At 40.8% G+C, this 24,328-nt stretch carries 21 protein-coding genes; 11 read left to right on the top strand and 10 right to left on the bottom strand.

From position 1 onward, the window contains the following. Window positions 1-22: 22 nt before the first annotated feature. Window positions 23-3,364 carry a transglutaminase family protein gene (locus U3A58_RS02180; protein WP_323821743.1) on the bottom strand — a complete coding sequence of 1,114 codons (3,342 nt, stop codon included), beginning with the start codon at window positions 3,362-3,364 and terminating at the stop codon, window positions 23-25. Window positions 3,365-3,613: 249 nt separating this feature from the next. Between U3A58_RS02180 and U3A58_RS02175 the strand changes: the two genes are divergently transcribed. From U3A58_RS02175 to U3A58_RS02150, 6 genes are all read left to right on the top strand, one after another. Further along, a complete protein-coding gene (locus U3A58_RS02175; protein WP_323821742.1) occupies window positions 3,614-4,288 on the top strand; it encodes an ROK family protein in 675 nt (224 codons plus the stop codon). A 96-nt stretch (window positions 4,289-4,384) separates the two neighbouring features. Beyond that, window positions 4,385-5,659, top strand: coding sequence for a serine hydrolase domain-containing protein (locus U3A58_RS02170; protein ID WP_323821741.1), 1,275 nt, complete (start codon window positions 4,385-4,387; stop codon window positions 5,657-5,659). Between the two features lie 102 nt (window positions 5,660-5,761). Continuing rightward, entirely contained in the window at window positions 5,762-6,976 is a 1,215-nt protein-coding gene (gene mnmA, locus U3A58_RS02165) for a tRNA 2-thiouridine(34) synthase MnmA (RefSeq protein WP_323821740.1), read from the top strand. Window positions 6,977-7,093: 117 nt separating this feature from the next. Beyond that, window positions 7,094-7,804, top strand: a complete 711-nt coding sequence (locus tag U3A58_RS02160; protein ID WP_323821739.1) for a pseudouridine synthase — start codon at window positions 7,094-7,096, stop codon at window positions 7,802-7,804. Window positions 7,805-7,969: 165 nt separating this feature from the next. After that, entirely contained in the window at window positions 7,970-9,448 is a 1,479-nt protein-coding gene (locus tag U3A58_RS02155) for a M28 family peptidase (RefSeq protein WP_323821738.1), read from the top strand. Between the two features lie 444 nt (window positions 9,449-9,892). After that, entirely contained in the window at window positions 9,893-10,510 is a 618-nt protein-coding gene (locus tag U3A58_RS02150; protein WP_323821737.1) for an NADPH-dependent F420 reductase, read from the top strand. A 179-nt stretch (window positions 10,511-10,689) separates the two neighbouring features. Here U3A58_RS02150 and U3A58_RS02145 read toward each other — a convergent pair whose 3' ends face one another. The 4 genes from U3A58_RS02145 to U3A58_RS02130 all read right to left on the bottom strand — a co-directional run bounded on the left by U3A58_RS02145 (window position 10,690) and on the right by U3A58_RS02130 (window position 14,636). Further along, window positions 10,690-11,976, bottom strand: coding sequence for a NupC/NupG family nucleoside CNT transporter (locus U3A58_RS02145; protein WP_323821736.1), 1,287 nt, complete (start codon window positions 11,974-11,976; stop codon window positions 10,690-10,692). 316 nt (window positions 11,977-12,292) lie between these two features. After that, on the bottom strand, window positions 12,293-12,889 hold the full coding sequence (locus U3A58_RS02140; protein ID WP_323821735.1) for a bifunctional nuclease family protein: 597 nt from the start codon (window positions 12,887-12,889) through the stop codon (window positions 12,293-12,295). Between the two features lie 6 nt (window positions 12,890-12,895). Beyond that, the gene (locus tag U3A58_RS02135) at window positions 12,896-13,864 is read right to left on the bottom strand and encodes an electron transfer flavoprotein subunit alpha/FixB family protein (RefSeq protein WP_323821734.1); all 969 of its coding nucleotides are present in this window, start codon (window positions 13,862-13,864) and stop codon (window positions 12,896-12,898) included. Between the two features lie 34 nt (window positions 13,865-13,898). Next, window positions 13,899-14,636: an electron transfer flavoprotein subunit beta/FixA family protein gene (locus tag U3A58_RS02130; RefSeq protein ID WP_323821733.1), complete on the bottom strand. Its 738-nt coding sequence runs from the start codon at window positions 14,634-14,636 to the stop codon at window positions 13,899-13,901. Window positions 14,637-14,710: 74 nt separating this feature from the next. On the opposite strand from U3A58_RS02130, the gene U3A58_RS02125 reads away from it, so the two are divergent. Both U3A58_RS02125 and U3A58_RS02120 read left to right on the top strand, forming a co-directional pair. Then, on the top strand, window positions 14,711-15,043 hold the full coding sequence (locus U3A58_RS02125) for a tetratricopeptide repeat protein (RefSeq protein WP_323821732.1): 333 nt from the start codon (window positions 14,711-14,713) through the stop codon (window positions 15,041-15,043). Between the two features lie 114 nt (window positions 15,044-15,157). Beyond that, window positions 15,158-15,643, top strand: a complete 486-nt coding sequence (locus tag U3A58_RS02120) for a hypothetical protein (protein WP_323821731.1) — start codon at window positions 15,158-15,160, stop codon at window positions 15,641-15,643. Here U3A58_RS02120 and U3A58_RS02115 read toward each other — a convergent pair. Next, the gene (locus U3A58_RS02115; protein ID WP_323821730.1) at window positions 15,640-16,638 is read right to left on the bottom strand and encodes a quinone oxidoreductase family protein; all 999 of its coding nucleotides are present in this window, start codon (window positions 16,636-16,638) and stop codon (window positions 15,640-15,642) included. The two genes, U3A58_RS02120 and U3A58_RS02115, sit on opposite strands and share 4 nt — an antisense overlap. 5 nt (window positions 16,639-16,643) lie before the next feature. Continuing rightward, on the bottom strand, window positions 16,644-18,224 hold the full coding sequence (dnaB, locus tag U3A58_RS02110) for a replicative DNA helicase (protein WP_323821729.1): 1,581 nt from the start codon (window positions 18,222-18,224) through the stop codon (window positions 16,644-16,646). A 337-nt stretch (window positions 18,225-18,561) separates the two neighbouring features. Between dnaB and U3A58_RS02105 the strand changes: the two genes are divergently transcribed. After that, entirely contained in the window at window positions 18,562-19,917 is a 1,356-nt protein-coding gene (locus tag U3A58_RS02105) for a UDP-N-acetylmuramate--L-alanine ligase (protein ID WP_323821728.1), read from the top strand. A 120-nt stretch (window positions 19,918-20,037) separates the two neighbouring features. Continuing rightward, window positions 20,038-20,841, top strand: coding sequence for a 3'-5' exonuclease (locus U3A58_RS02100; RefSeq protein ID WP_323821727.1), 804 nt, complete (start codon window positions 20,038-20,040; stop codon window positions 20,839-20,841). A gap of 171 nt (window positions 20,842-21,012) precedes the next feature. Here U3A58_RS02100 and U3A58_RS02095 read toward each other — a convergent pair whose 3' ends face one another. Beyond that, a complete protein-coding gene (locus U3A58_RS02095) occupies window positions 21,013-21,246 on the bottom strand; it encodes a hypothetical protein (RefSeq protein WP_323821726.1) in 234 nt (77 codons plus the stop codon). Between the two features lie 148 nt (window positions 21,247-21,394). Further along, window positions 21,395-22,957, bottom strand: coding sequence for a glycoside hydrolase (locus U3A58_RS02090; RefSeq protein WP_323821725.1), 1,563 nt, complete (start codon window positions 22,955-22,957; stop codon window positions 21,395-21,397). 528 nt (window positions 22,958-23,485) lie between these two features. Between U3A58_RS02090 and U3A58_RS02085 the strand changes: the two genes are divergently transcribed. Further along, the gene (locus tag U3A58_RS02085) at window positions 23,486-23,608 is read left to right on the top strand and encodes a hypothetical protein (protein WP_323821724.1); all 123 of its coding nucleotides are present in this window, start codon (window positions 23,486-23,488) and stop codon (window positions 23,606-23,608) included. Window positions 23,609-23,753: 145 nt separating this feature from the next. Here the strand turns inward: U3A58_RS02085 and U3A58_RS02080 are convergent, their stop codons facing one another. After that, a complete protein-coding gene (locus tag U3A58_RS02080; RefSeq protein WP_323821723.1) occupies window positions 23,754-24,311 on the bottom strand; it encodes a GNAT family N-acetyltransferase in 558 nt (185 codons plus the stop codon). Between the last annotated feature and the right edge of the window lie 17 nt (window positions 24,312-24,328).

The raw sequence follows: 24,328 nt of genomic DNA, 5'->3' as shown, positions 1-24,328 counted from the left end.
ACCTTGAAATAATATAGAATCATCATTTTTTATATCGTCTAAGGTCCATGGTATAGGGAAACTCAGGGTTCAGCATCTCAGGCGTGTCATTATAAGTGGTTTTTACATTCACCTTAGTGATATATCTACCTGATTTTTGCTCATCCTGCACAGTTTTAGTTGCACTAGCGGAAGGAGTTATCGTGTGGCCAAAGTCAAAAAACCGTGAAATCCTACGGGACTCAGCTTCATTGCTATTAATTGGGAAACTATCATAGCTCCTGCCACCCGGGTGAACGACATGATATTGGCATGCTGCTACCGATCTCTTGGTCCAAGTATCATACAAATCAATCACCAAAGGCGTATCAGTACCGATAGTAGGATGCAAAGCAGAATAAGGCTGCCAAGCCCTATATCGAATACCCGCTACATACTCACCCTGCACTCCAGTATTCTTCAATGGAATCCTATGTTCATTGCATAGCAAATGATAACGGGAATCTGTCAATCCGGAGATTTTCACCTGAAGTCTCTCTAAGGAAGAATCTACATAACGAGCCGTTCCGGTACTAGAAATTTCTTCACCCAATACATGCCATGGCTCAATTGCCATTTTCATATCAATATGAATATCATCTACTTGTAGCTCACCTATAAAAGGAAAACGGAAAGAGAAAAAAGGATCAAACCAGGCTAAATCAAAATCATACCCTACCCCTTTCAAGTCATTTACCACTTCGAGCATGTCTTTTTCACAATAATGCGGAAGCAAGAACTTATCATGCAAGGAAGTTCCCCACCGTACGAGGTTATGATCATAAGGCTTTTTCCAAAACCAACTCATCAATGCCCGAATTAACAGGAGCTGAACCATGCTCATTCTATAATGAGGTGGCATGTCAAAGCCACGGAATTCCAGAATCCCCAAGCGTCCACTGCTGGAATCCGGTGAGTAAAGCTTATCGATACAAAACTCAGCTCTATGTGTATTGCCAGTAATATCAACTAGCAAGTTCCTGAAGATACGATCGACCATCCAAAATGGAATCTCATTTTCCTTACCATTTGGAACCTGCTGAAACGCCAATTCCAGTTCATACAGCATATCATCTCTTCCCTCATCCACTCTAGGGGCTTGACTGGTTGGCCCGATGAATTGTGTAGAAAACAAATAAGACAAAGCAGGGTGATGCTGCCAATAGGTGATAAAACTCTTTAAGACGTCAGGTCTTCTTAGCAAAGGGCTATTTTCGGGTGAGGAGCCACCTAGGGTAATATGATTTCCACCACCTGTCCCGGTATGCTTTCCATCCACATTAAACTTCTCACTGATCAGACGGGATTCACGGGCTTTTTCATAAAGTATTTTATAATTAGTGGTGATTTCCTTCCAGCTTTTTGCCGGCTGAATGTTAACTTCAATCACACCTGGGTCAGGCGTAATCATCATCTTTTCTATACGCTTATCTGCAGGTGGATCATATCCTTCTATTAAAATCGGCAATTCCAATTTTTCCGCAGTACGTTCTACCGCACTCACCAAATCCAGGTAATTCTCAATGAGATTGAGCGGAGGAAAAAAGACAAACAACTTCCCTTCTCTTACTTCCACTACTAAGGAAGTCTTGAAAATTCGCTCAGAATTCTTCGGCGGATGTGTAAATACTGTTGATTTAAGTTTTGAATCCGGTAAGGCTGGTACTTCAGAAAATAGGTCCGTTTCTAGATTCATAGGCTCTTCTTCCGGCGGCGTAAACTCTATGGAGTCGAGCGGTAATCTTAAACCAGCTGGAGAATTTCCAGGCATCAAAAACAAATCCTTTCTTCTAAATTTCCAACGACAACTTTGCCATACTCTATCTTCCAAATCCCATTCTAGTGGAATCGAAAATGCAACTGGTTTATCCAGACCTTCATTAAGCAACTTAGCAAGTTTTTGACGCTCAAGAGGCGATTTGAGATCATATTTATAGGGATCGATGTTTATTGGAACTTTCCCTTCCTGCCAAATAAAATAGAAGGGATCTTCATATAAGGGTGTCAGATTAGTTTTGTCAAGATTGAGCTGCGAGACCAATTCCGACATAAACTTTTCAGCATCCTTGTCGCCCATTCCATAATCCTTGGATAAATCAGCCATTAAGGCATCATTGTGCCAAATTGGCCTCCCGTCTTTTCTCCAGAAACAAGCTAATTTCCATCGTGGTAATTGTTCGCCCGGATACCATTTTCCTTGGCCATATTGCATGAGCGCACCGGAGCCAAATTCTCCTTTTAGTTTATGAAAAAGCGTATTGGAGAGACTTCGCTTATGCTCACCGTCAGCGTCGGTATTCCACTCAGGCGCATCTTGATTGTCCACAGATACAAAAGTAGGCTCTCCTCCCATGGTCAGTCTCACATCATTGGCTACTAAATCCACATCAACAAGGTCGCCTACAGCCAGAATTTTCTCCCACTGTTCTTCAGAATAGGGTTTGGTCACCCGAGGTGTTTCTTCTATTCTGGTCACTTCATTGATAAAGAAAAACTCGGTCTCGGCAGGTTCAGACGTTCCAGTAATAGGTGCAGCGTCCTGTGGACTAGGTGTGCATGCTAGAGGAATGTGACCTTCGCCCGCAAACAAACCTGAAGTAGAATCCAAACCTATCCAGCCGGCTCCCGGTACATAAACCTCTGTCCATGCATGCAAATCCGTAAAGTCTTCTTCAGGCCCAGATGGTCCATCCAGAGATTTTTCATCAGATTTCAATTGAACCAAATATCCAGAGGCGAATCTTGAGGCAAGTCCTACATGCCGTAAAACCTGCACCATCAGCCAGGCAAAGTCGCGACAAGAGCCAGATCCTATGGTGAGTGTCTCCTCGCAAGATTGAACACCAGGCTCCATCCGCAAATTATAGCGTAGCTCCTGATTGATCATGGCATTGATCGCCACCAGGTAATCAACTGTGAGAATACCTTCTGTAATCAAAGATTTAGCCTTTTCGACCAAATTCATCAGCAAAGGATCTGCTTCCTTGATTTCTAAATAGGGACTAAGCTGCTTCTCTACGCTCTCGTCGTAATTAAAGGGAAATATATCTGCATAGTCCTCCACAAAAAAATCAAAAGGATTGATCACCACCATATCGGCGATTACTTCCACGTCAATCTCAAAAAACTTGATTTTCTCTGGAAAAACTACCCGGGCGAGGTAATTACCAAATGGATCTTGCTGCCAATTGATAAAGTGATTTTCAGGTTTGATGTTAAGTGAATAGCCCTTGACATGGGTGCGCGAGTGCGGAGCAGGACGCAATCGAATCACTTGAGGACCCAAACTAATGTGGTGATCGTAATCATACTTGGTATAGTGCCGTATAGCAACTTTAATAGACATAAGCTAGGTTGAAAATTCTGTTTCAAAAAGGATCAAATCATTACCTGGAAAATAAGGATTTGGGGTATTTGGGTTGCGAGTTTACTTTGTAATTTAAAGTAAGTAACGTGAGATTACAGCATTTGTCCAAAGAAAAATCTCCTCCCTTCACATTTAATGAAGCAATAGGCGCATGCCTTATTTAATCAAAATATCATAAATGATACATTTATGTTTCAGTAAGTAAACATTTCTATTTAGTTTCAATGGATGGAAAAAAACAAAAAGAAAATCCTTGTAATCGATATCGGGGGTTCAAATGTGAAAATCCTGGCTACAGGAGCTGAAGAAAGAATAAAAATACCCTCTGGATCTGATTTTTCTCCCGGGCAGATGGTGGATCTAGTGAAAGAAAATGCTTCTGATTGGGAATATGACATGATTACAATGGGCTTTCCTGGGGTAGTAAAAAACAATAAAATAATCACTGAGCCAGTGAATCTAGGATCAGGCTGGAATGAATTCGACTTCCATTCAGCCTTCAATATGCCACTTAAAATTATAAATGACGCTGCCATGCAGGCATTGGGCGGGTATGAAGGAAAAAAGTTGCTTTTTCTTGGAATAGGAACCGGACTTGGAACAGCCATGGTGCTTCACAATACAATTGTTCCGATAGAAGGTGGACATCTCCCCTTCAAAAAGAAAACATTTGAAGAATATGTGGGGAAGGAATACCTGGCTAAAAGCGGTTCGAAAAGATGGGAAAAGAATATACTGAAAGCAGTAGAGTACTTTAGAGCAGCTTTCCAACCAGATGACATCTTACTTGGAGGGGGAAACTCAAAATTACTGACTGAACTTCCAGAAGGATGTAGATTAGGCACCAATCAAAATGCCTTCAAGGGAGGATTCCGATTCTGGGAGGAAGATTTTAAAATCTAATTCTTTAGACATAATCAATCTAATATTTTCATGTAGTTCTCAAGTCTGATTGAATTTAGAGATCAACTTAGTTTCCTCCACCCAAATTGCATACCTATGCTACGACCATTTCTGTATGCTTTAGCGATACTTGTCTTTTCAAGTAGCTGCCAAGAAAAGCAAGAGACCGCTGAAACCCTCTTAGTAAATGATGTAGTTAGGGCAAGAATTGACTCTACACTTTCAAGCTTTGTGGAAAGCGGAAATATTGCCGGAGTTTCAGCATTGATTTTTGAAAAGGACCAGGAAGTGTATTACAATGCTTTTGGCTATGCTGATCGGGAAAATCAGGTCAAAATGGATAGAAATACGATTGTGCAGATTTATTCCATGACCAAACCCATTACAGGTGTTGCTTTGATGACACTATATGAAGACGGAAAATTTCAATTGGATGATTCTTTGGCAAAATATGCCCCTGAATTTGCCAATATGAGAGTTTATGATGGGGTAGATGAAACCGGTAATATCAAACTCGTAGATGCTGACCGGCCTGTCACCATTCGAGACCTTACCCGTCATACAGCTGGCTTTCCCAATAGGGCTGATATTCCGAGATTGAGCGAAATTCTAGAAGAAAAAGATCCAAGAAGTTTTAAGATTACCTTATCCGAAATGGCCAAACGAATTGGAGAGATTCCACTTTGGTTTCAGCCGGGAACGCAGTGGGAATATGCTCAATCCGTGGATGTGCAAGCTTTTTTGGTGGAAAGAATAGCTGGAATACCCTATAAGGAATATATGCAAGAACATGTACTGGATCCTTTGAAAATGAATGAAACCAGGTATTTCGTACCCGAAGCTGACAGAGCACGTATGGCATCCTCCTATAGAAGAACTGGAGAAGGACAGCTGGAAAAAATCCCAAATGAAGAAGCTCATGATTTCAATATTAATGAATATCCTTTGACTCCTGGTGGTTTCGGACTGACCTCGACTTTGGATGATTATATGACTTTTGCCAGAATGCTGGTGCACAAGGGGGAATTTGGAGGAGCAAGAATTCTCAAGCCAGAAACTGTAGACCTTATGAGCACCAACCAGCTTCCTGATTCAGTAACCGAAAGATCTTGGCTTCCAAGTAAAGGAAATGTTGGGTTTGGGATTGATTTCGCAGTGCGAGTTGCTCCGCCTTCAAGTTCCGAAGAGATGAATGGTGTAGTTGGAGAATTCTTTTGGGATGGAGCCGCCAGTACATTATTCTGGGTAGATCCCGTGAATGAGATCAGTGCAGTACTCTTTGTCCAGCTTTTTCCTTACGATCAAATTAAGCTTCACCAAAAGTTTAAGGATGCAGTATATGGCAAATACCAGCCAGCAGAATCCAACTAGATTTCTTTTAACTTTGTCCCATTCAGAACCAATTTCACAAGAATTACTGTTCTGAGCACATTGTAACCTAATGGACCTTGAATCCATTACATATTACAGCACATGAAGACAAGACCAAGAGTAGTAGTCGGCCTCTCCGGAGGGGTCGATAGTTCCGTGGCCGCTCACCTACTTATCGAGCAAGGCTACGAAGTCATCGGGATGTTCATGAAGAACTGGCACGATGAATCCGTCACGATTTCCAATGAGTGTCCATGGATGGAAGATTCCACCGATGCGATGCTGGTGGCAGAGAAATTAGGCATTCCCTTTCAGGCGATTGACCTCAGTGAGGAATACAAGGATAGAATCGTGGATTATATGTTTGCTGAATACAAAGCAGGCAGAACTCCCAATCCGGATATTCTTTGCAATAGAGAAATCAAATTTGATATTTTCCTGAAAGCAGCGGAAAAGCTAAAAGCAGATTTTGTGGCTACAGGACATTATTGCCAGAAAGGCGAAACTGTGGGGTCTGATGAAAAAACATCCTATCGATTGCTTGCAGGAGCTGATCCAAACAAGGACCAAAGTTATTTCCTATGTCAATTGAATCAAAGTCAGTTGAGCAAAGCGCTTTTCCCAATCGGTCACATGCAAAAGCCCGATGTAAGGAAAAAAGCAAAAGAAATGAACCTAATTACTGCAGATAAAAAAGACAGTCAGGGGTTATGCTTTATTGGGAAAGTGAGACTTCCGGAATTTCTACAGCAACAGCTAAAGCCTAAGAAAGGAAAAATCATCCAAATTTCCGAAGAGCTTCCAATTTACCAAAAACTCCTAATCCCAGCTGGAATAGCTCCGGAAGATTACGATCAAGAGACATTAGATGCCATTTCACTACCCACTCATTATTCTCAAGATCAGGGAAATGTACTGGGAGAGCATAATGGCGCGCATTACTTTACCGTAGGACAAAGAAAAGGTCTTCATGTAGGTGGCACAGGAAAACCATTATTTGTGATTTCTACCGATACTACTGAAAATGTGATTTATACAGGTTTGGGAGAAACACATCCTGGACTACTACGTGACGGACTATTTGTCAAAACAGAAGAAATCCACTGGATTCGTGAAGACTTAAAACTTGCTATGGGTGAGGCGGCCAGATACGAAGCCCGTATCCGATATCGTCAACCGCTCAGCGGAGCTACACTGATCCAGAGAGAAAATGGCCTCTACGTCATCTTTGATCAACCTCAAAAAGGTGTGGCTTCAGGACAATTTGTAGCATGGTACGATGGAGAGGAATGTATTGGTTCGGGAACGATATTTTAAGGATTTGAGAACTTCGATTTTACGATTTACAAGCCTTATAAACCATAAAACCTTCATATTTATTAGCCTCTTTCACTAGAGACAGACATTCTGAATTTTCAATTCAATCATTTTAAATTGTTTTTAGATATCCTTTTCGAAGATGAATACCTTATTGGTATAAATAAGCCTTCTGGCTTGCTTGTTCACCGCACTTCCATAGCAGCAGATGAAACAGTCTTTGCTTTGCAACTGCTCAGAGATCAGATTGGCCAGCATGTATCTCCCGTTCACCGCTTGGACAGACCAACAAGTGGTGTTTTGCTTTTCTCCAAAAAAGAAGAAATTCTACCCTTGCTAAAAGGGCAGTTTGCTGATCGATCTGTTCAAAAAACTTATCTGGCTATCGTGCGGGGAATACCAGAAATCAAATCAGATCTGATTGATCACCCATTGAGAAGTGAGCGTTCTGGAAGAATGCAGGAAGCCCAAACCTCTTATCAGGTACTTGCCGAAGCGGAAATTCCATTTGATACCACAGGAAGATATCCTACCAGTCGGTATAGTTTGCTGGAATTGAAACCGGAAACAGGCCGTACACATCAAATAAGAAGGCATTTGGCACATTTGAGGCATTATATCCTAGGAGACAAAAAACACGGAGACAATAAGCAAAACCAGTTTTTTGAACGTCAGTTTCGATTGAATAATTTGCTTTTGCATGCACGGCAACTTGAGTTTACCCACCCGATATCAACCAAAACCATCGTGGTTTTGGCTCCACTTCCATCTCATTTTCAAAAGACAATTAATGATCTCGGTTGGTCTGAATTTCATTTAAAGGAATAAGCGTATCCTTTTACTAAATTTGAATTACTTTAGAAAGTACAATTTAGAAACCCTTATGAAATCAAGCATGTCGTAGGCGACACACAGAGGAATGATTATCCGTAATGCGAGATTCCATAGCCTGCCCCGACTAATCGGCGTGACCATTAAAAAAAATATAAACAGATGAAAAAATCACTTTTAGTCCTGAGCCTGTTTGTGTCTATCACTTTTGTAGCTGAAGCACAAAAGAAGAAAATTGATAAAAAATTTGATGAGATAGCAGCCGTTGCTGATCTAACTTTCTTAGCATCAGATGCGCTTAAAGGCAGAGATCCTGCTACCCCAGAAATGGCAATGGCCTACAATTACATTGCGTTGCAACTCGAAGATGCTGGCGCTAAACAAGTAGCAGGTGCTGATGGCTATTTTCAGAATATCCCTTTCCGTCTTTCAATACCTCCATCCAAAGGAAACTTAACTATCGGTGATTCTACCTTTAGTCAAGGTGTAAACTTACTTGTACTAGATGGTGAATCACTCAGCGGAACCTATGAATTGGTTGATGTGGGATTTGGTACTCCTGAAGATTTTGAAGGAAAAGATCTGACCGGAAAGATCGCTGTAAGCAGTGTGGGCGCACCGGATAAAATGGGTCCTGCTGATCTATTTTCGCTTGGTAGCGAAAAAACCGCTAATGCTAAAAAACAAGGAGCAATAGCTTTGATCGAAAGGTTTAACATCCCATCTATTCCGTGGCAATTGATTGCTAACTACCTGAATCGCTCTCAAATGGCTATTGACAAAGGTGAATCCAGCAAATTGCCTTATATCTGGGTGAAAGATCTATCGAATACGCTGGCCAAAGAAATAGCGGTTGGAGCGGCTAAATCGGCGGCTTTGGAAATCGAGGGGAAAACCACCACTCCAATTGATGGGAGAAATGTAATTGCCTGGATTGAGGGAACGGACAAAGATTTGAAAAATGAATATGTGATGCTTTCAGCTCACTATGATCACGTGGGAATCGGTCGCCCGGATGAAACTGGTGATTCTATATATAACGGAACGCGCGACAATGCCATAGGAACTGTGGCTGTGATGAATGCGGCCAAGTTTTTTGCCAACAACCCTCCTAAAAGGTCTATACTAATCGCCCTGTGGACAGCAGAGGAAAAAGGACTTCTAGGTAGTAGGTATTTTGCAGAGAATCCATTGATACCGCTCAGTCAGATCATTTACAATCTGAATATCGACGGAGCAGGTTACAATGACACTTCAATTATTACGGTGATTGGTCTGGGAAGAACAACAGGTGATGATTTGGTGATTGAAGCAGTAGAAGATTTCGGCTTGAAAGCTTTGGCAGATCCAGCTCCTGAGCAGGGACTTTACGATAGATCCGACAATGTAAACTTCGCCAAAGTAGGAATTCCCGCTCCTACTTTTAGTCTTGGATTTACAGCGTTTGATGACGAGATCAATAAATATTATCATAAGGCAGCAGATGAAATAGATTCTGTTGATTTGGATTATGTGACACTTTTCTGGAAATCCTATATCCTAGCTGCCCAGAAAATTGCAAACGCTGCAAATCAACCTATCTGGATCGCCGGTGATAAATATGAAGAAGCGGGAAAGGCTCTTTACGGGGATAAGGAGTGAATTAGGTAAGTCGTACGATTTGGCCTAAAGAATCTAATTTTTCAATCCAAAACACTAAACTAAACAACTTCTAAACTATTCTGTACACTTCAAAACTGAGAAGATGGGACAAAATATTCCCAAACGGTAGAATTTTCAAATTCACTTTTTTGACTTTCAAATAGCCACTTTTGGAACGTGTATTGTTTTTGAATTATTATCAAAATAATATTTTGATTATTAAGACCTTTAGATTAGTTTCCAACAGTTCCTGCTGATTATCAGAGAATAATTACTATTCCTCCGTCAATTAAAGGAAAGTAGCAGATGGAAATTTTCGAAGCATTTCACTAAATAAAAACATTCGGAAATGAACTTGATATCCATGATATACTGATCCAAGTATAAAGTGCTTGTGTAGAACCAAGGCATAAAAATCACTTGCGAAAATTAAAATTAAACTATATGAAGCTAGGAATTTTAGGAGGAACAAACCTTGCCAAGTCTTTAGGTAAAAAATACATTGAGGCAGGACTTTCGGTGGTTTTTGGAGTTTGCCCAGACTTCAATGTTGATGAAGCAGAATGGAAAGTTTTAAATCGCTTCTATGATCGGCTTTGTCCTTATGAATCCGCTATCAATCAAGCCGAGATTATTTTAATTTGTTGCGAAAATGATCATTTGCGCAAAATATGCCAATCTCTTAAAGAGACAGACCTAGAAGACAAGATAATCATCGATTGCACCAACAGTAATTATGATAATAAACTAAGTAACTGCAATTCGCTACTTATTCGAAAATCTGCACCAAATGCATTGATTTTTAAAGCTTTCAATAACCTTGGTTTGGACTATCCTAATTCTGATGTTTTGGGAATAGTGAAGGAAACATATTTCTGCGGCGATGCAAATCTGGAAAAAATTCGTGTAAAAAGGTTAATTGAGCTAATTGGTTTCAAAGCCATTGACGCAGGAAAAATGACCAATGCTACCCTACTTGAGGCATTTTATCACTTAAGCAAAGAAATCACCTGGAACAAGAAAGAAGAATCCAACTATCATTTTAAGCTTATTTCGGTTTAGTTTTTTTTGATTAGATCTACATAGCAGGATTCTGGCTGTCCAAAATATGGTAGATATCTCTGAATGCCCTAAATGTGTAGAAGGATATAAAAATGAAGAAACTAGAAAGTATCTTGATGCTACCTGGCTCTCGATTCTACTATCTTGTGTCTAAATACTTGGTACTTGCTACTCTAAAATCACCCAAATAACATCCCGGCAATCGTAGCCGTCATCAGACAAGCAAGGGAAGCAGCTAATAGTGACTTAAGACCCAATCTGCTAATATTTGCTTGTTGATTTGGAGCAATAATGGCGATACCCCCTAGCTGAATTGCGATAGAACTGAAGTTAGAGAAACCGCACAAAGCGTACGTTGCAATCACAATTGACTTGGGACTAAGACTCCCCATTTCCTTCATTTCAGATAGACTCAGGTAAGCTACAAACTCATTGATAACGGTTTTCTGCCCCAGCAAACTTCCGACCTGAAGTGTATCCACCCAATCCACTCCTATCACCCAGGCAAATACCCGGAAGACTTGTCCAAATAGATACTCTAAAGAAAAGCCCTCAAACTGCCCCCCTGTGCTATTTATTACAAATTCATTGAGTCCTGTAAATTCTCCAAAAATACCCATCAATAGGTAGTTACACGCGGCAATCACCGCTATAAATGCCAAAAGCATGGCACCAACATTTAGCGCCAGCTTCAAACCTTCTGAAGCTCCGATTGACATTGCATCAATAAGGTTTACTCCCATTGCTTCTTCATTCACTTCAAGCTTATTATCTAATCGCTCTTTTTCTACTTCAGGAATAAACATCTTGGACATTACTATGGCAGCTGGAGCATTCATAATACTGGCTCCCAGAAGATATGCTGCAAATCTACTTTGCTCCTCCAGACTATCCCCTCCTAGAAATGCCACATACCCCGCCAAAACTCCACCTGCAATGGTCGCCATTCCCCCAGTCATGAGGCACATCAGCTCGGATTTACTCATCTGGGGAATAAAAGGTCTGACTAGCAATGGTGCTTCAGTCTGGCCGAGAAAGATATTTCCAGCAGCTGACAAACTTTCTGGACCTGAAAGCCTCATAGTTCTTGCCATCACCCAGGCAATACCAAAAACTACTTTCTGAAGAACTCCTAAATAATATAATCCGGCAGAAACTGTAGAGAAGAAGATAATTGTAGGAAGCACTTGGAAAGCGAAAATGAAACCATAGCTGTCTCCTGCCAAATCTCCAAATATAAACGCAGCTCCATCTCGGCTAAAGCTCAGAAACTTCACAAAGCCTCTACTAACCATTGCGAAGGCACTTTCTACAAAGGGAACTTGAGTGATCAAAAAACCAAATACCAGTTGAAGCAAAATTCCAATTCCAACTAATCTCCAGTCAATTTTCTTTCTATTGCTTGAAAAAATAAAAGCCACCAAAACGATGACTGCTAGACCAAAAACTCCTCTTAAGTAATCCATTCAATAATTAGTGCAGAATTAGGTCTAAAAATAAGGAACGCATGCTCATAAAGCAATCATGAATTAAGAGGATGAAAGAGAAAATGAGAGTTAGAGGGCAAATAATAAGTTAAAAAGTGATCAGTGTTCAGTCGCAGTTCCTGAATATCGAAATCATTTAAATTCAGGAAAGTAGGTCAGTGCTCAGCCGCAAAAATAGACAGCATTCTGACTCAAACGATAAACCAATTCAGCTGCGTCCTCTGCAAAAAACTCTGCGACCACCGCGGAAAAAAAGCATAAAAAAAGCCCAAGATAGCTCGGGCCTTAAATTGTATCAGTTTCTTTTATTGATTTCGTCACGAATCCGCGCAGCTCGCTCATAATCCTCATTTGTTATCGCTTTATCAAGCATTTGATTGAGTTTATCCAAACTAAAATCCTTCAATGAAGGCTCTTTTTTAGTCGTGAATTTTTGTGTAGAAGGTTTCGGATCCTTTTTATCATCCTTCTTTTCTACTTCATAATGCTCGACTGCCCCTTCGGACATAGCCTTTTCAGTACAAAAAACAGGACTTCCAAATCGTATCGCAATCGCTATGGCATCAGAAGGGCGCGCATCTACATCAGATTCTAATTGGTCGCCTTTACACTGAATTTTAGCATAATAGACTCCTTCTTTCATATCTGTGATTACGATTTTTTCTATGTCAAAATTGAACCCGGCAGCAAATGATTTAAACAAATCATGTGTCATGGGACGATTAGGAATAATCTTTTCGATTTCTAGAGCTATCGCCTGGGCTTCAAACATACCGATCACGATCGGCAAACGTCTAGCTCCACCAACTTCCCCTAGCACCAAGGTAAATGACCCTGACTGGGAATGATTGGACGAAAGTCCTAAAATCTCAAGTTCTATGAGTTTTTCCACAAAAATTTATAATTCAGCTTTTAATGCTTCGTTTAATTTGGGTACAACCTCGAAAGCATCGCCTACAATTCCGTAATCCGCAGCTTTGAAAAAAGGCGCATCTGGGTCTTTATTGATGACCACGATACACTTTGAAGAGTTGACCCCTGCAAGATGTTGAATAGCTCCTGAAATTCCTATCGCTAGGTACAAAGTTGGGGCAACTTTAATACCTGTTTGTCCTACGTGCTCATGATGAGGTCTCCATCCAAGATCAGAAACTGGTTTAGAACATGCCGTAGCAGCTCCCAGAATTTTCGCCATTTCTTCTAGCATTCCCCAATTTTCTGGGCCTTTCAAGCCTCTACCGCCTGACACGACGATATCTGCCTCAGGTAGCAAGACATCTCCGGTAGCACGTTCAGTGGAAGTGATCTTAGATGCAAAATCTGCTTCTTCCAGTGCTACATCGAATTCTTCAACTTGTGCATCTACTCCATCCAACTTCAAATCAATCGCATTCTTTTTGATTGCGAGAATTTTATTTTCAGTAGTTACAATAGTTTCTGCAAATGCCTTTCCTGTATAGATGCTTCTCTTCACTAGATACTCAGCATCAGTTTTCGGTAATTCAACCACATTGGAAACCAAACCAGCCTTCAATTTGATGGCTAACCTAGCGGCTACCGCATCTCCTAAGGAAGATTTTGCCAATACTAAAGTTTTAGCTCCGATAAGATTGAAAGCCTGAGCTACAGCGGAAGCATGCGCTTGTATTACTCCTGCATCTAATTTGCTGTTTGAGCAATGAAGTACTTTTGCTGCACCAGCTTTTCCTATTGCTGCTAATTCTTCCTTACCGATGGTACCAAGAGCTACTGCAACCACATCTCCCTCCCCAGTCTGTGCGGCTAAGGCATTTGCAAAAGAGACCGCCTCAAGACTAGTCTTTTTCACCTTACCTTCGGACTGTTCTATATATACTAAAATTGACATAATATCTTGATTTATAATAAGTTATTTAGATTTATTAAAGCACCTTAGCTTCGTTTTTCAAAAGCTTTACCAGCTCTGCCACATTATCTTTATCCACTAATTTCACAGCACCTTTAGCCGGAGGAAGTTCATATTTACTTGCTTCAGCTTGAGTTTCCTGGGAAATTGGTTCTACTACATTCAACGGTTTCGTTCTTGCAGACATGATTCCACGCATATTCGGGATTTTCCATTCTGCGATAGGCTCCTGGCAGCCAGCAATCAGTGGAAGACTTGCTTCCAGCATTTCCTTGCCTCCTTCGATTTCTCTAGCCATTTTCACTGTAGATCCTTTTACGTCAAGTCTCATCACAGGTGAAAAGGAAGGAATTCCCAACAATTCTCCTACCATGCCATGAACCATTCCACCATTGAAATCAATGGATTCTCTGCCCATCAAAACCAAATCATAAGCGCCTTCTTTTGCATAATGCGCAATTTGCTGAGCTACAAAATAGGAATCCTTAGGCGCTGCATTTACTCTTATAGCTTCATCAGCACCTATTGCTAGAGCTTTTCTTAAAGTCGGCTCTGAATCCGCCTCTCCTACATTCAAAACAGTTAACTTTCCACTCGCTTCATCTCTAAGTTCTACAGCTCTAGCCAAGGCATAATCATCGTAGGGGCCAATAATATATTGAACTCCCGTAGAATCAAACTTGGTATTGTCGGCTGTAAACTGAATCTTGGAGGTAGTATCGGGTACGTGGGTGATACAAACAAGAATCTTCATTGGTTTAGAATTAGATTAGTTTAGATTTATTTCTCGTGAAAATAACAGTAAGCACTTAATTAAAAAAACTATTGATGAGCAATCTGGAAAGGATTCAGCTACTAAGACAATTTACCCAAGAAGAACCGGGAAATCCCTTCAATTGGTATGCTTTGGCAATAGAATTTCGAGAATCAGATCAAGAGGAAGCATATAGTCTCTTTGCTAAATTACTGAGCGAACATCCTACTTACCTCGCGACCTACTTCCCAGCTGCTCATTTATATGCAGAAATGGGTGAAATAGGCCAATCCAAAGCGATTTTTGAAAATGGCATTTCATTGGCACGCGAACAAAAAGATATGAAAGCTTTGCAAGAATTACAGAATGCCTATCAGAATTTTCTCTTCGAAAATGATCTGGATTGATTCGCCTGACGGTCAATAAATAAGGCTAAAAATCCTGAAGTTCTAAACTACTTGATACCATGTATTTCTTAACTTAACCATCCTAATCTCTCATTGCAATAATCTATTTCTTCTATGATCACCCAAAAAGAAATGCTGGCTCATTTTCTTCCAATTTTAGAAAAAAGCGGCAAACGCTATAAAAAGAAAACTATGGTTCGCGCCAAAAAAGCTCAGCCAGGACTAGTGGTAGTGACCAAGACGTCCGATGGAGATGAGACGAAAAATACAGCAGAGCCTGGAGATTGGCTGGTAGAAAATCAAACCAGTAGTAGTGAGCAATACTTGGTAAAAGCCGAGACTTTTCTGAAGAAATATTCGCTGGTTCAATCCCTGGAAAAGGGCTGGGGTTGCTATCAACCAAAAGGTGAAACATCAGGACTAAGAGTGAATAAAACCCACTTAGAAGCCCTTGGTTCAACAGAAATATTGGAATTCCAGGCACCATGGAAGGATACCATGATCGTAAAACCCGGTGACATGCTGGTCGTTCCTCCTGAAAAAGATGAAATCTATAGAATTGCCAAAAAGGAGTTTGGTGAAACCTATGTGGAAATCTAAGGCACCAATATAATTTTGCCTGTTTGCTTTCCATCACGCATTCTATCAAAAGCCTTTTCTGCATCTTCAAATTTGAAAACCTGATCTAAAACGGGTGTGATTTTATGTCCACAGACTAAAGAAACCATATCCTTAAAGTCCAAGTCAGAACCCATGGTAGTACCCATTATTTTCAACTGATTCCAAAAGATTTTTCGCGCTTCTAGTTTGCTGGGATTACCAAGAGTAGCTCCATAGAACACTATCTTCCCTCCAGGTTTTACTACTTGAATCAGGTGATTTAACGTATCACCTACAGCACCATCAAGGATCAAATCAAACCCATTGGTTTCTTCTACTGAAGTTGATATCCAATTGTGATCCAAATAATTAAACGTATGGGACACACCCAATGCTTTAGCTATTTTCAACTTCTCAGGACTACTACTACTTGTGGATACCTTAGCACCTAGCGCCATACCGAATTGGACTGCAAATTGAGCTACACCTCCACCAAACCCGGTGACCAGCAGATTTTCTCCCGATTGGATATTCCCCTGATAAGTTAGCGCCCGAAATGCCGTCAAACCAGCAAGTGGCAAAGCCGCAGCTTCCTCCCAAGTCATGTGAAGGGGCTTAGCATGAAGTCTATCCGCGGGTATTATCACTGACTCAGCAAGGGTACCATTTCGAGGCATTCCTAATATCTCAAAAGAAGCACTTTGCACTTTTTGATTTTCTCCCCAGTTTAATGCGGGATTGATGATCACTTCCTTTTGCAACCAATCATAATCCACTCCCTCTCCTATCTCTGTGACTACTCCAGCTCCATCAGAACCTAGAACTACCCCGTCTTTACTAGTTGGATAAAGACCTTGCCTACACCATTCATCACGGTGATTCAAAGCAGCAGCTTTAATCAAAACTCTTACTTCCCCTGGAAGTAAAGTCCGCGATTGAACATCAGTCAGAAGCAGTTTGGATTCTCTATTTCTATTTAATGTGATTGCTCTCATACTTATTAAAAAGCGTCTTCTGAATCATTTCTATTCAATAGATCATCTCCATCATCGCTATTGGCTTTGCTTTGTAGCTTGATCGTATTACCAGAATCAAACTCAGATACGCCACTCGATTGTGCTGCAAATGTTGGTCTATAAAGGGCATTTCCACCCTGAGGATCTTGCATATTCCCGAAGCCATCCAAATCCTGAAACTTAGTGTATCTGCCGATAAAACGTAGCTTCACATTATCTAATGAACCATTTCTGTGCTTGGCAATAATCACTTCTCCTACTCCTTGAGTAGAATTACCATCCTCATCTTCGGTGATTCCATAATATTCAGGACGGTAAAGGAACATAACCATATCAGCATCTTGCTCGATGGCTCCTGATTCTCTCAAATCAGAAAGCTGTGGCCGTTTATCTCCACCCCTAGTCTCCACTGCTCTGGAAAGCTGAGAAAGCGCAATTACCGGAACTTCCAGTTCCTTAGCAATTTTCTTCAAGGCCCTGGAAATACTCGCAATTTCCTGCTCTCGGTTTCCACCTCCTCCATTTTTAGAGTCCCCAGACATCAGCTGCAAGTAATCAACCACTATCATTTGAATATCGTGCTGAGCCTTAAGTTTTCTACATTTTGCCCGGAGCTCCAAAATAGACAGTGCGGGAGTATCATCTACGAAGAGCGGTGCTTTTGAAAGCTTCGCAGTCTTATGTACTAGTTGAGCCCATTCGTGCTCTGCAAGTGTTCCTTTTTTGATTTTCTCAGAGTCAAGTTCAGCTTCCGCAGAAATCAATCGATTCACCAGCTGAATGGAAGACATCTCCAACGAGAAAATAGCCACTGGTCTGTTATGATCCACAGCTGCATTTCGTAAGACAGAAAGCACAAATGCCGTCTTACCCATCGCAGGTCTAGCCGCAATAATTACCAAGTCTGATTTTTGCCAACCTGAGGTCACTCGATCCAAGGCAGTCAGTCCAGAGGGAACTCCAGTCAATCCGTCTTTTTGGCCTTTTCTGGCTTCCAATTCAATAATTGCTTCCCGCATAATGGACTTCATATCGGAATAATTCTTCCGGATATTCTTTTCAGATATCTCAAAAAGATTCTGCTCCATTTTATCCAATAACTCGAATACGTCAGTGGTTTCCTCGTAAGCATCTTTTTGAATATCAGACGCTATTTTGATCATCTCTCGCTTGATAGATTGCTCAGTAATGATCCTTGTATGGTATTCAATATTCGCAGCAGAAGCCACTTTAGATGTAAGTTCGGTTACATAGAAAGCACCACCGGCAATCTCCAAATCTCCACTTTTGCGCAGCTGAGCAGTGACAGTAAGCAAGTCTATAGGCTGGCTTTCTGTAAAAAGGTCCAGGATAGCCTGGAAAATAACCTGATGAGAATCCTTGTAAAAGCTCTCCACCTTCAAAATATCAATCACATTCGTCAGCGCATCTTTCTCCAGCATCAAGGCGCCTAGCACAGCTTCTTCAAGATCAATGGCTTGAGGAGGCATTTTACCAAGCATACTGGTATTTTGATGCGTGGGCTTGTTCCGGGTGATTCGGGGATTGCTACTTTTCTCGGTCATAGAACAAATGTATTGGGAAAAAGGCAAGAGTTTTAAACAACTTTTGCCAAAGTTATCAACATTTGAAAGGGGTCAATAACCAAGCCTGAAAGGAAAATCAAGTACAAACTAACTCCATTTATTTTACTGAAACTACGCTGCAAACCCTAAGCTATCAACTTACCAAAGCTTCTCAGAAAGTTGCCTATTTAGAGTTATGAGCCACAAAATTGCTTTGAATGGGAAAGATAAATTATGCCTCCCTGAAAAATATTTTGAATTAGAATCGTCTGGATTCCAAGCAGCCGATTATTATTTTTAAGTTTGAAGCAGATTTCCAACTGTTTTAATAATCCACATGAACAAATATCACTTTATAGCCGTCGGAGGAGCTGTGATGCACAATCTGGCTTTGGCTCTAGTAGAAAAAGGCTATCAGGTAACCGGTTCTGACGATGAAATATACGAACCATCTCGAACGAGATTGGAAAAAGCCGGGATTTTGCCAGCTGACTATGGTTGGTATCCTGGGAAAATAACCAAGGATCTGGATGGAATTATCCTGGGAATGCATGCCAGAATTGATAACCCCGAACTCGTCAGAGCTCAGGAATTGGGAATTCCAGTTTACTCCTTTCCAGAATTTATTTTCAATCAAAGCCAGAATAAGAAGCGGGTAATTGTCGCAGGTTCCCATGGCAAGACTTCCATTACTTCGGTGATTTTACATGTGCTGAAAGACCAGGCGGTGGATTTTGATTACCTGGTAGGTGCACAGATTGAAGGTTTTGAGTTGATGGTAAAGCTGTCCGACGCTCCAGTGATCATCATCGAAGGGGACGAATACCTGACTTCTCCTCTGGACAGAACTCCGAAATTCTTCCATTACAAGCATGATATCGCCTTGATCAGTGGGATCGCCTGGGATCATTACAACGTTTTCCCAGACTTTGAGGAATACAAAGCGCAGTTTAGCAATTTGATGAATTTGACTCCAGACTCAGGTGAATTGATCTACTGCGAAGCAGATCCTTTGGTAAAAGAAGCCGCTGAGAAAAGTAAGATTGCTGCAAAGAAAACTCCATACAAAGCTCATCCGGCCATTATTAAGGATGGAAAGACATTTCTAGAGACTGAAAATGGCTTTATTCCTATTTACATATTTGGAGAGCATAATCTGCAAAACCTACAGGGTGCTATGGATATTTGCTTGTCACTAGGCTTAACAAAAGAGCAGTTTTATGAAAGCATACAGACTTTCAAAGGCGCAGCTAAACGTCAGGAGCTTTTGGCTCAAACTGAAAATTCCAGTCTATTTAGGGATTTTGCTCACGCTCCATCCAAATTAAAGGCGACTGTATCCGCTGTCAAAACTCAATTCCCAAACAGAAAACTAATAGCGGTACAGGAATTGCACACTTATTCATCTCTGAACAAGGAGTTTTTACCAAATTATGCCAAGACAATGGAAGCTGCGGATCTAGCGATTGTGTACCTTGATCCTCATGCCGTAGCGCTGAAAAAATTAGCGCTGATGGATGAAGAAACTTTGAGAGCAGGCTTTCAAAGACCCGATTTAAAATTATTTACGGATAGCAATAGGCTGAAGGAATTCCTTTTGGCCCAAGACTATACCAATTCCAACTTACTTTTGATGAGTTCGGGATCCTATGACAAAATGGATCTAGAGCCGATTAAAGCTAAATTTAAATAACTATGAAATCGAGCATGACGAAAGCGTCACACAGAGGGATGATAAAAACACATGCGAGATTCCATCCCGTTTCCTACGTCACGGGACAGGTTATGATCTTTGAAAAACAATTATAATCACATGAAATTAAACTTAAAGAATTCTATTGCCTTTTTTGATCTGGAAGCTACTGGCATCAATATCTCAACAGACCGAATCGTGGAGATTTCCATCGTAAAAGTGCATCCTGATGGAGGTCAAGACATCTATACCAAAAAAATCAATCCTACCATCCCTATTCCGCTGGAATCTTCCCTAATTCATGGCATCTATGACAAGGATGTCAAAGAAGAGAATACATTTAAGGATTTGGCAAAGGATATTTTCCAATTTATCGGTCAGTCCGACTTGGCAGGATTCAACGTCTTGAAATATGATATCCCCTTATTAGTAGAGGAATTTCTGCGGGCAGGAATTGAGTTTGACCTGGATAAGCGCAACTTACTGGATGCTCAGAAGATATTTTTCATGATGGAAAAGCGCAACCTAACTGCAGCTTATAAGTTCTATTGCGGAAAAAATCTGGAAAATGCACATAGTGCAGAGGCGGACACTTTTGCTACGCTAGATGTGTTTAAAGCACAGGTAGAGCGCTATCTGGGTGAGGAAATGGAAGATCTTCAAGGGAATAAAATGGGAGTCTTCGAAAATGATATGAAAAAGCTTCATGATATGCTCAATGAAAAAATGGTAGATCTGGCGGGCAGGTTTGTGTTCAATAATGAGGGTGTAGAAGTATTCAACTTCGGAAAGCAAAAAGGGACTCCAGTCACTAAGGTGCTCAAAGATGAGCCTGGATTCTACGATTGGATGATGCGAGGTGATTTTCCTCTGGATACCAAACGGAAACTTACTCAGATCAAACTGAGAGGATTCAACCAGTAACAAAAAACCCGGAGCCTCCTCCGGGTTTTTTCTATAATAGGTGTCCCGTCCTGAAATAGCGTTATAAAATACGTAATGTTTAGAACGAAGAACAAGAGAGAGTAAGTATGTTAAGCGAGCCCTGCACAAGTACAGTTATGCTTTTAATTTATCGGTAGTTTCGGAGGTGGATTAGATATCGGAGATTTCCAAAGAATTCTCCAGCCTTAGAATATCATAGTACACTTCATTTCCACTGGAAGAATAAGTCCCGATTCTGACTGCACCTTTCACAATTTCATATATGGGTGTAACCCGTTGAGGAGGCTTGTAAGATATAATTTTATCAACCTCAAAGGTTGTAACAACCCGGCTTACTGCTTCTGAATCACTGCTGCTAAGAAAATTGTACGGGCTAAATTCCATTTGAATGCAATTTGCAATCAAATTAATCGATTTTAAATTCAGTAAATTTCCGCGATAAAAGCTAACATCCAGCACATATGCCGTTCAATTCTTACTCAAAACTTCCTGAGAAATAACTAATAGACAAAACATAGGCTCAACATAGCCTTTAGCGTTTGGTCACCACGGTGACAATAGACCTTGCGGGAACCTGGAAAGTAGAATCGGTAGATTCAACTGCAACAGATTCCAGATTCGTATCCTTGGAGGTTGAATAAACTCCCTGGATAGCGTTAAGAAGATCGTTTTCACTCAAACTCACCATCACCTCTTTAATTCCGGAATTGACAAGGACATATACTAGTTCTTGCTTGTCTGTTGACTGGTATGCAGAAACCAAAATATCCGGTGTCTGTTGTCTTTGTTTGTCAATCTCTACAGCTATACGTTGGTAACCCGGTCTGATAAATCTACTGTAATTGCCCAAAGCCCAAAGCATTTTGCTTTCATATAGATTACCGTCTTCCTTGTTCTTATCAATATAAATAAGGCCATCCTTGTAATCATAAGGTGAAATAGCCAACCACCAATGCCAAGCACTTGCATTGGATACGGTAAGGTCATTGTGGATCACTCGCGCCATATAAAGTGCCGGGTCAATTCCCAAGTCTCTGCCACTTCCGTTTATTTCACCTCCGTTATCACCCAAGATACAGTATTCACTCATCCAATAACTTAAGCCTTCCACAGACTTAATTTCTGAAAAAAGACTTGCCCGCTGTTGTACAGCTGATTCATACGGGGATGTGGTAAAATAACTATGTGCAGAAATGGTTGGGCTGACATGCGACAGATCACCAATATAGTTTGAGGATTCCGGATTGAAGAATTCATTAACCTGTCTCCCTCTCCCCTCTTTATCTGCCTGCTCATAGAGGTAATTGATCTTTCCTGCTTCAGCTACATCTATCTTTGTGGTTAGGTTATTTTTATCCAATGCTTGGTCCACCGCTTTTATTATGCTGGAAATTTCATCATTCCAAAAAGGTGTTCCCTCCTGTCCTCCATCTGACCAATCCCACTGAGGTTCATTTACAGGGCTGACATAATCCACCCTAAGTCCTTTTACTTCTAGTCCTTTGATAACTTCAGAGAGGTACCCACCAAATGCATCAAAGTTGCCTTCAGCGAGATTTGACTTCCCATTAGCGGCATATGCCTTTCCTGTTTTGGTAATGGATACCGGGGGGCTATTTGGGAAAATCAACAGTTTTTCCACTCCAAACTTCTTTGCAGCTTTGGCAAACCATATCTGCCCTGCCTGTTTGCTCCAGTCATAGGTTCCATCAGGAGATAAAAAAGACTCAGCCCGTCTCCACTCATCCCGAATGCCGCTCTCCTCACCTTGCTCAGCACTTCCCGCGCCAACATTAAATCTCCATAAGGACAATCCTATTCCTTTAGGGTTTCCGTCTTCGTTAGCTTCACTGCTAAAAAGCAGCTCGGCGATTGCATTTTTCTTTTGATCTGGCCAAAGCCCAACAAACTGTGTAGACCAAGCGTCGGAAGCCCCAAAATGTGCTATAACCTGATGGGATTCATTGCTGAGGGCATTGACTTTTATTATTTCAGTCACTGGTTGATCTAGTTGTTTTACCTGCCCTGAGCTCTGGCAGGCAATGAGCAATCCGCTCAGTGCAAAAAGAATTGATTTGTAAATGGGCTTTTGCATGGTGATTATTTTGCTTCTTACTAACAAAGGTTTCTAAAATAAGGGAAACTTAAAATTTTCCCTTATAATTCATCAATAACCTGGATTTTGTTCCAGTTGATTATTGGAAGCCAATATTTCAGATCTAGGAATAGGCAACCAGTAACTTTAGGTTTGGAACATTTAAAAGCACTTACCGGCCAAAATATCAACCAGTACATACGCACGGCCAAAGTAGTCAAAGCGGCTTCACTGATAAAAGATGAGCAAATAGGTGTAGCTTAAGCTGCCTTTGAAGTAGACTTTAGCAGTACCACGCATTTCAGAAAGTTATTTAAAGAACAGTTTGGCTTCTACCTTCAGAGATTGATTAAAAATGCAACCTTTAAAAAGGTATGTTTTTAACCTGAAAACACGAAAAGCAGCACTACGCTATTTGCCCACCTGAGTTCATTAATGTCTGAAATGGAAATAAAAGGTTTAAAGGATAAAGATCTAATACTTGCTATTGGAAATAAGCCTCCGTTGTCTCGATATGAATGTCTCGATATGAAATCGAGCATGACTCAAGCATCACGTAGAGGGATGATTATCAAATATGCGAGATTCCATCCCGTTTCCTTCGTCACGGGACAGGTTGTGACCTATAAGAAACAAATTATAATCACCTGAAATTTCAATTTTTAAAACTCGCACTATAATGAGATTAGTTAGAATAAATACAGGACAGTTGCATTTACTCTACCCTAGGCTCTTGATCAAGTGCAGGCATATTCGATCAGCTACTAATATTAGTATATTGAATAAAAGTAAAATTTTATATTTCTCTATGAATTGCCCCCCACTCATTCTCTAGCACACTATAATAGATAGTATCACGTCGTCTTCCGTGGGTAAGCAAGGTGTGACTTCTCAAAATCCCCTCTTCCACCGCACCAAATTTCAACAGAGCTTTTCGGGCTGGTATATTCAGCACATCTGTTTTGAATTCTACCCGCTTCAACTTAAGCGTCTCAAAGCAATACTTCAGCATCAGTAGCTTCATCGACTGATTGATGCCTTTGCCGTGAAACTGTCTTCCAAGCCATGTCCAACCTATTTCTATACGCTCATCTCTCGTTGAGTAATTCCCGAAAGCAGTGCTTCCTACTACTTGGTTTATCCTTTTGTCCCAAACTACGAATTGTAAGCGCTGGCTCGCTAGCGCTGGCTTTGCCCATTCTTTGAACTCATCTGGAATGCTCAGATCATAGGTGAAATATTTCCAGAGACTGGAGTCATTTGTCAAAAGCATTAAACTTGGCAAATCCTCCTTGGTGATCGCTCGGAGCAGTATCCTATCATTTTCCAAAAGTAAATCCCTATCTATCATCATCTTTTATTCAAAACATA

Origin of the sequence: Algoriphagus persicinus, assembly GCF_035156415.1 — a bacterium.
GTDB classification, from domain to species: Bacteria; Bacteroidota; Bacteroidia; order Cytophagales; family Cyclobacteriaceae; genus Algoriphagus; species Algoriphagus persicinus.
Note: the sequence above shows the minus strand (reverse complement) of the source record. Positions and strands in the feature narration are given on the sequence as shown.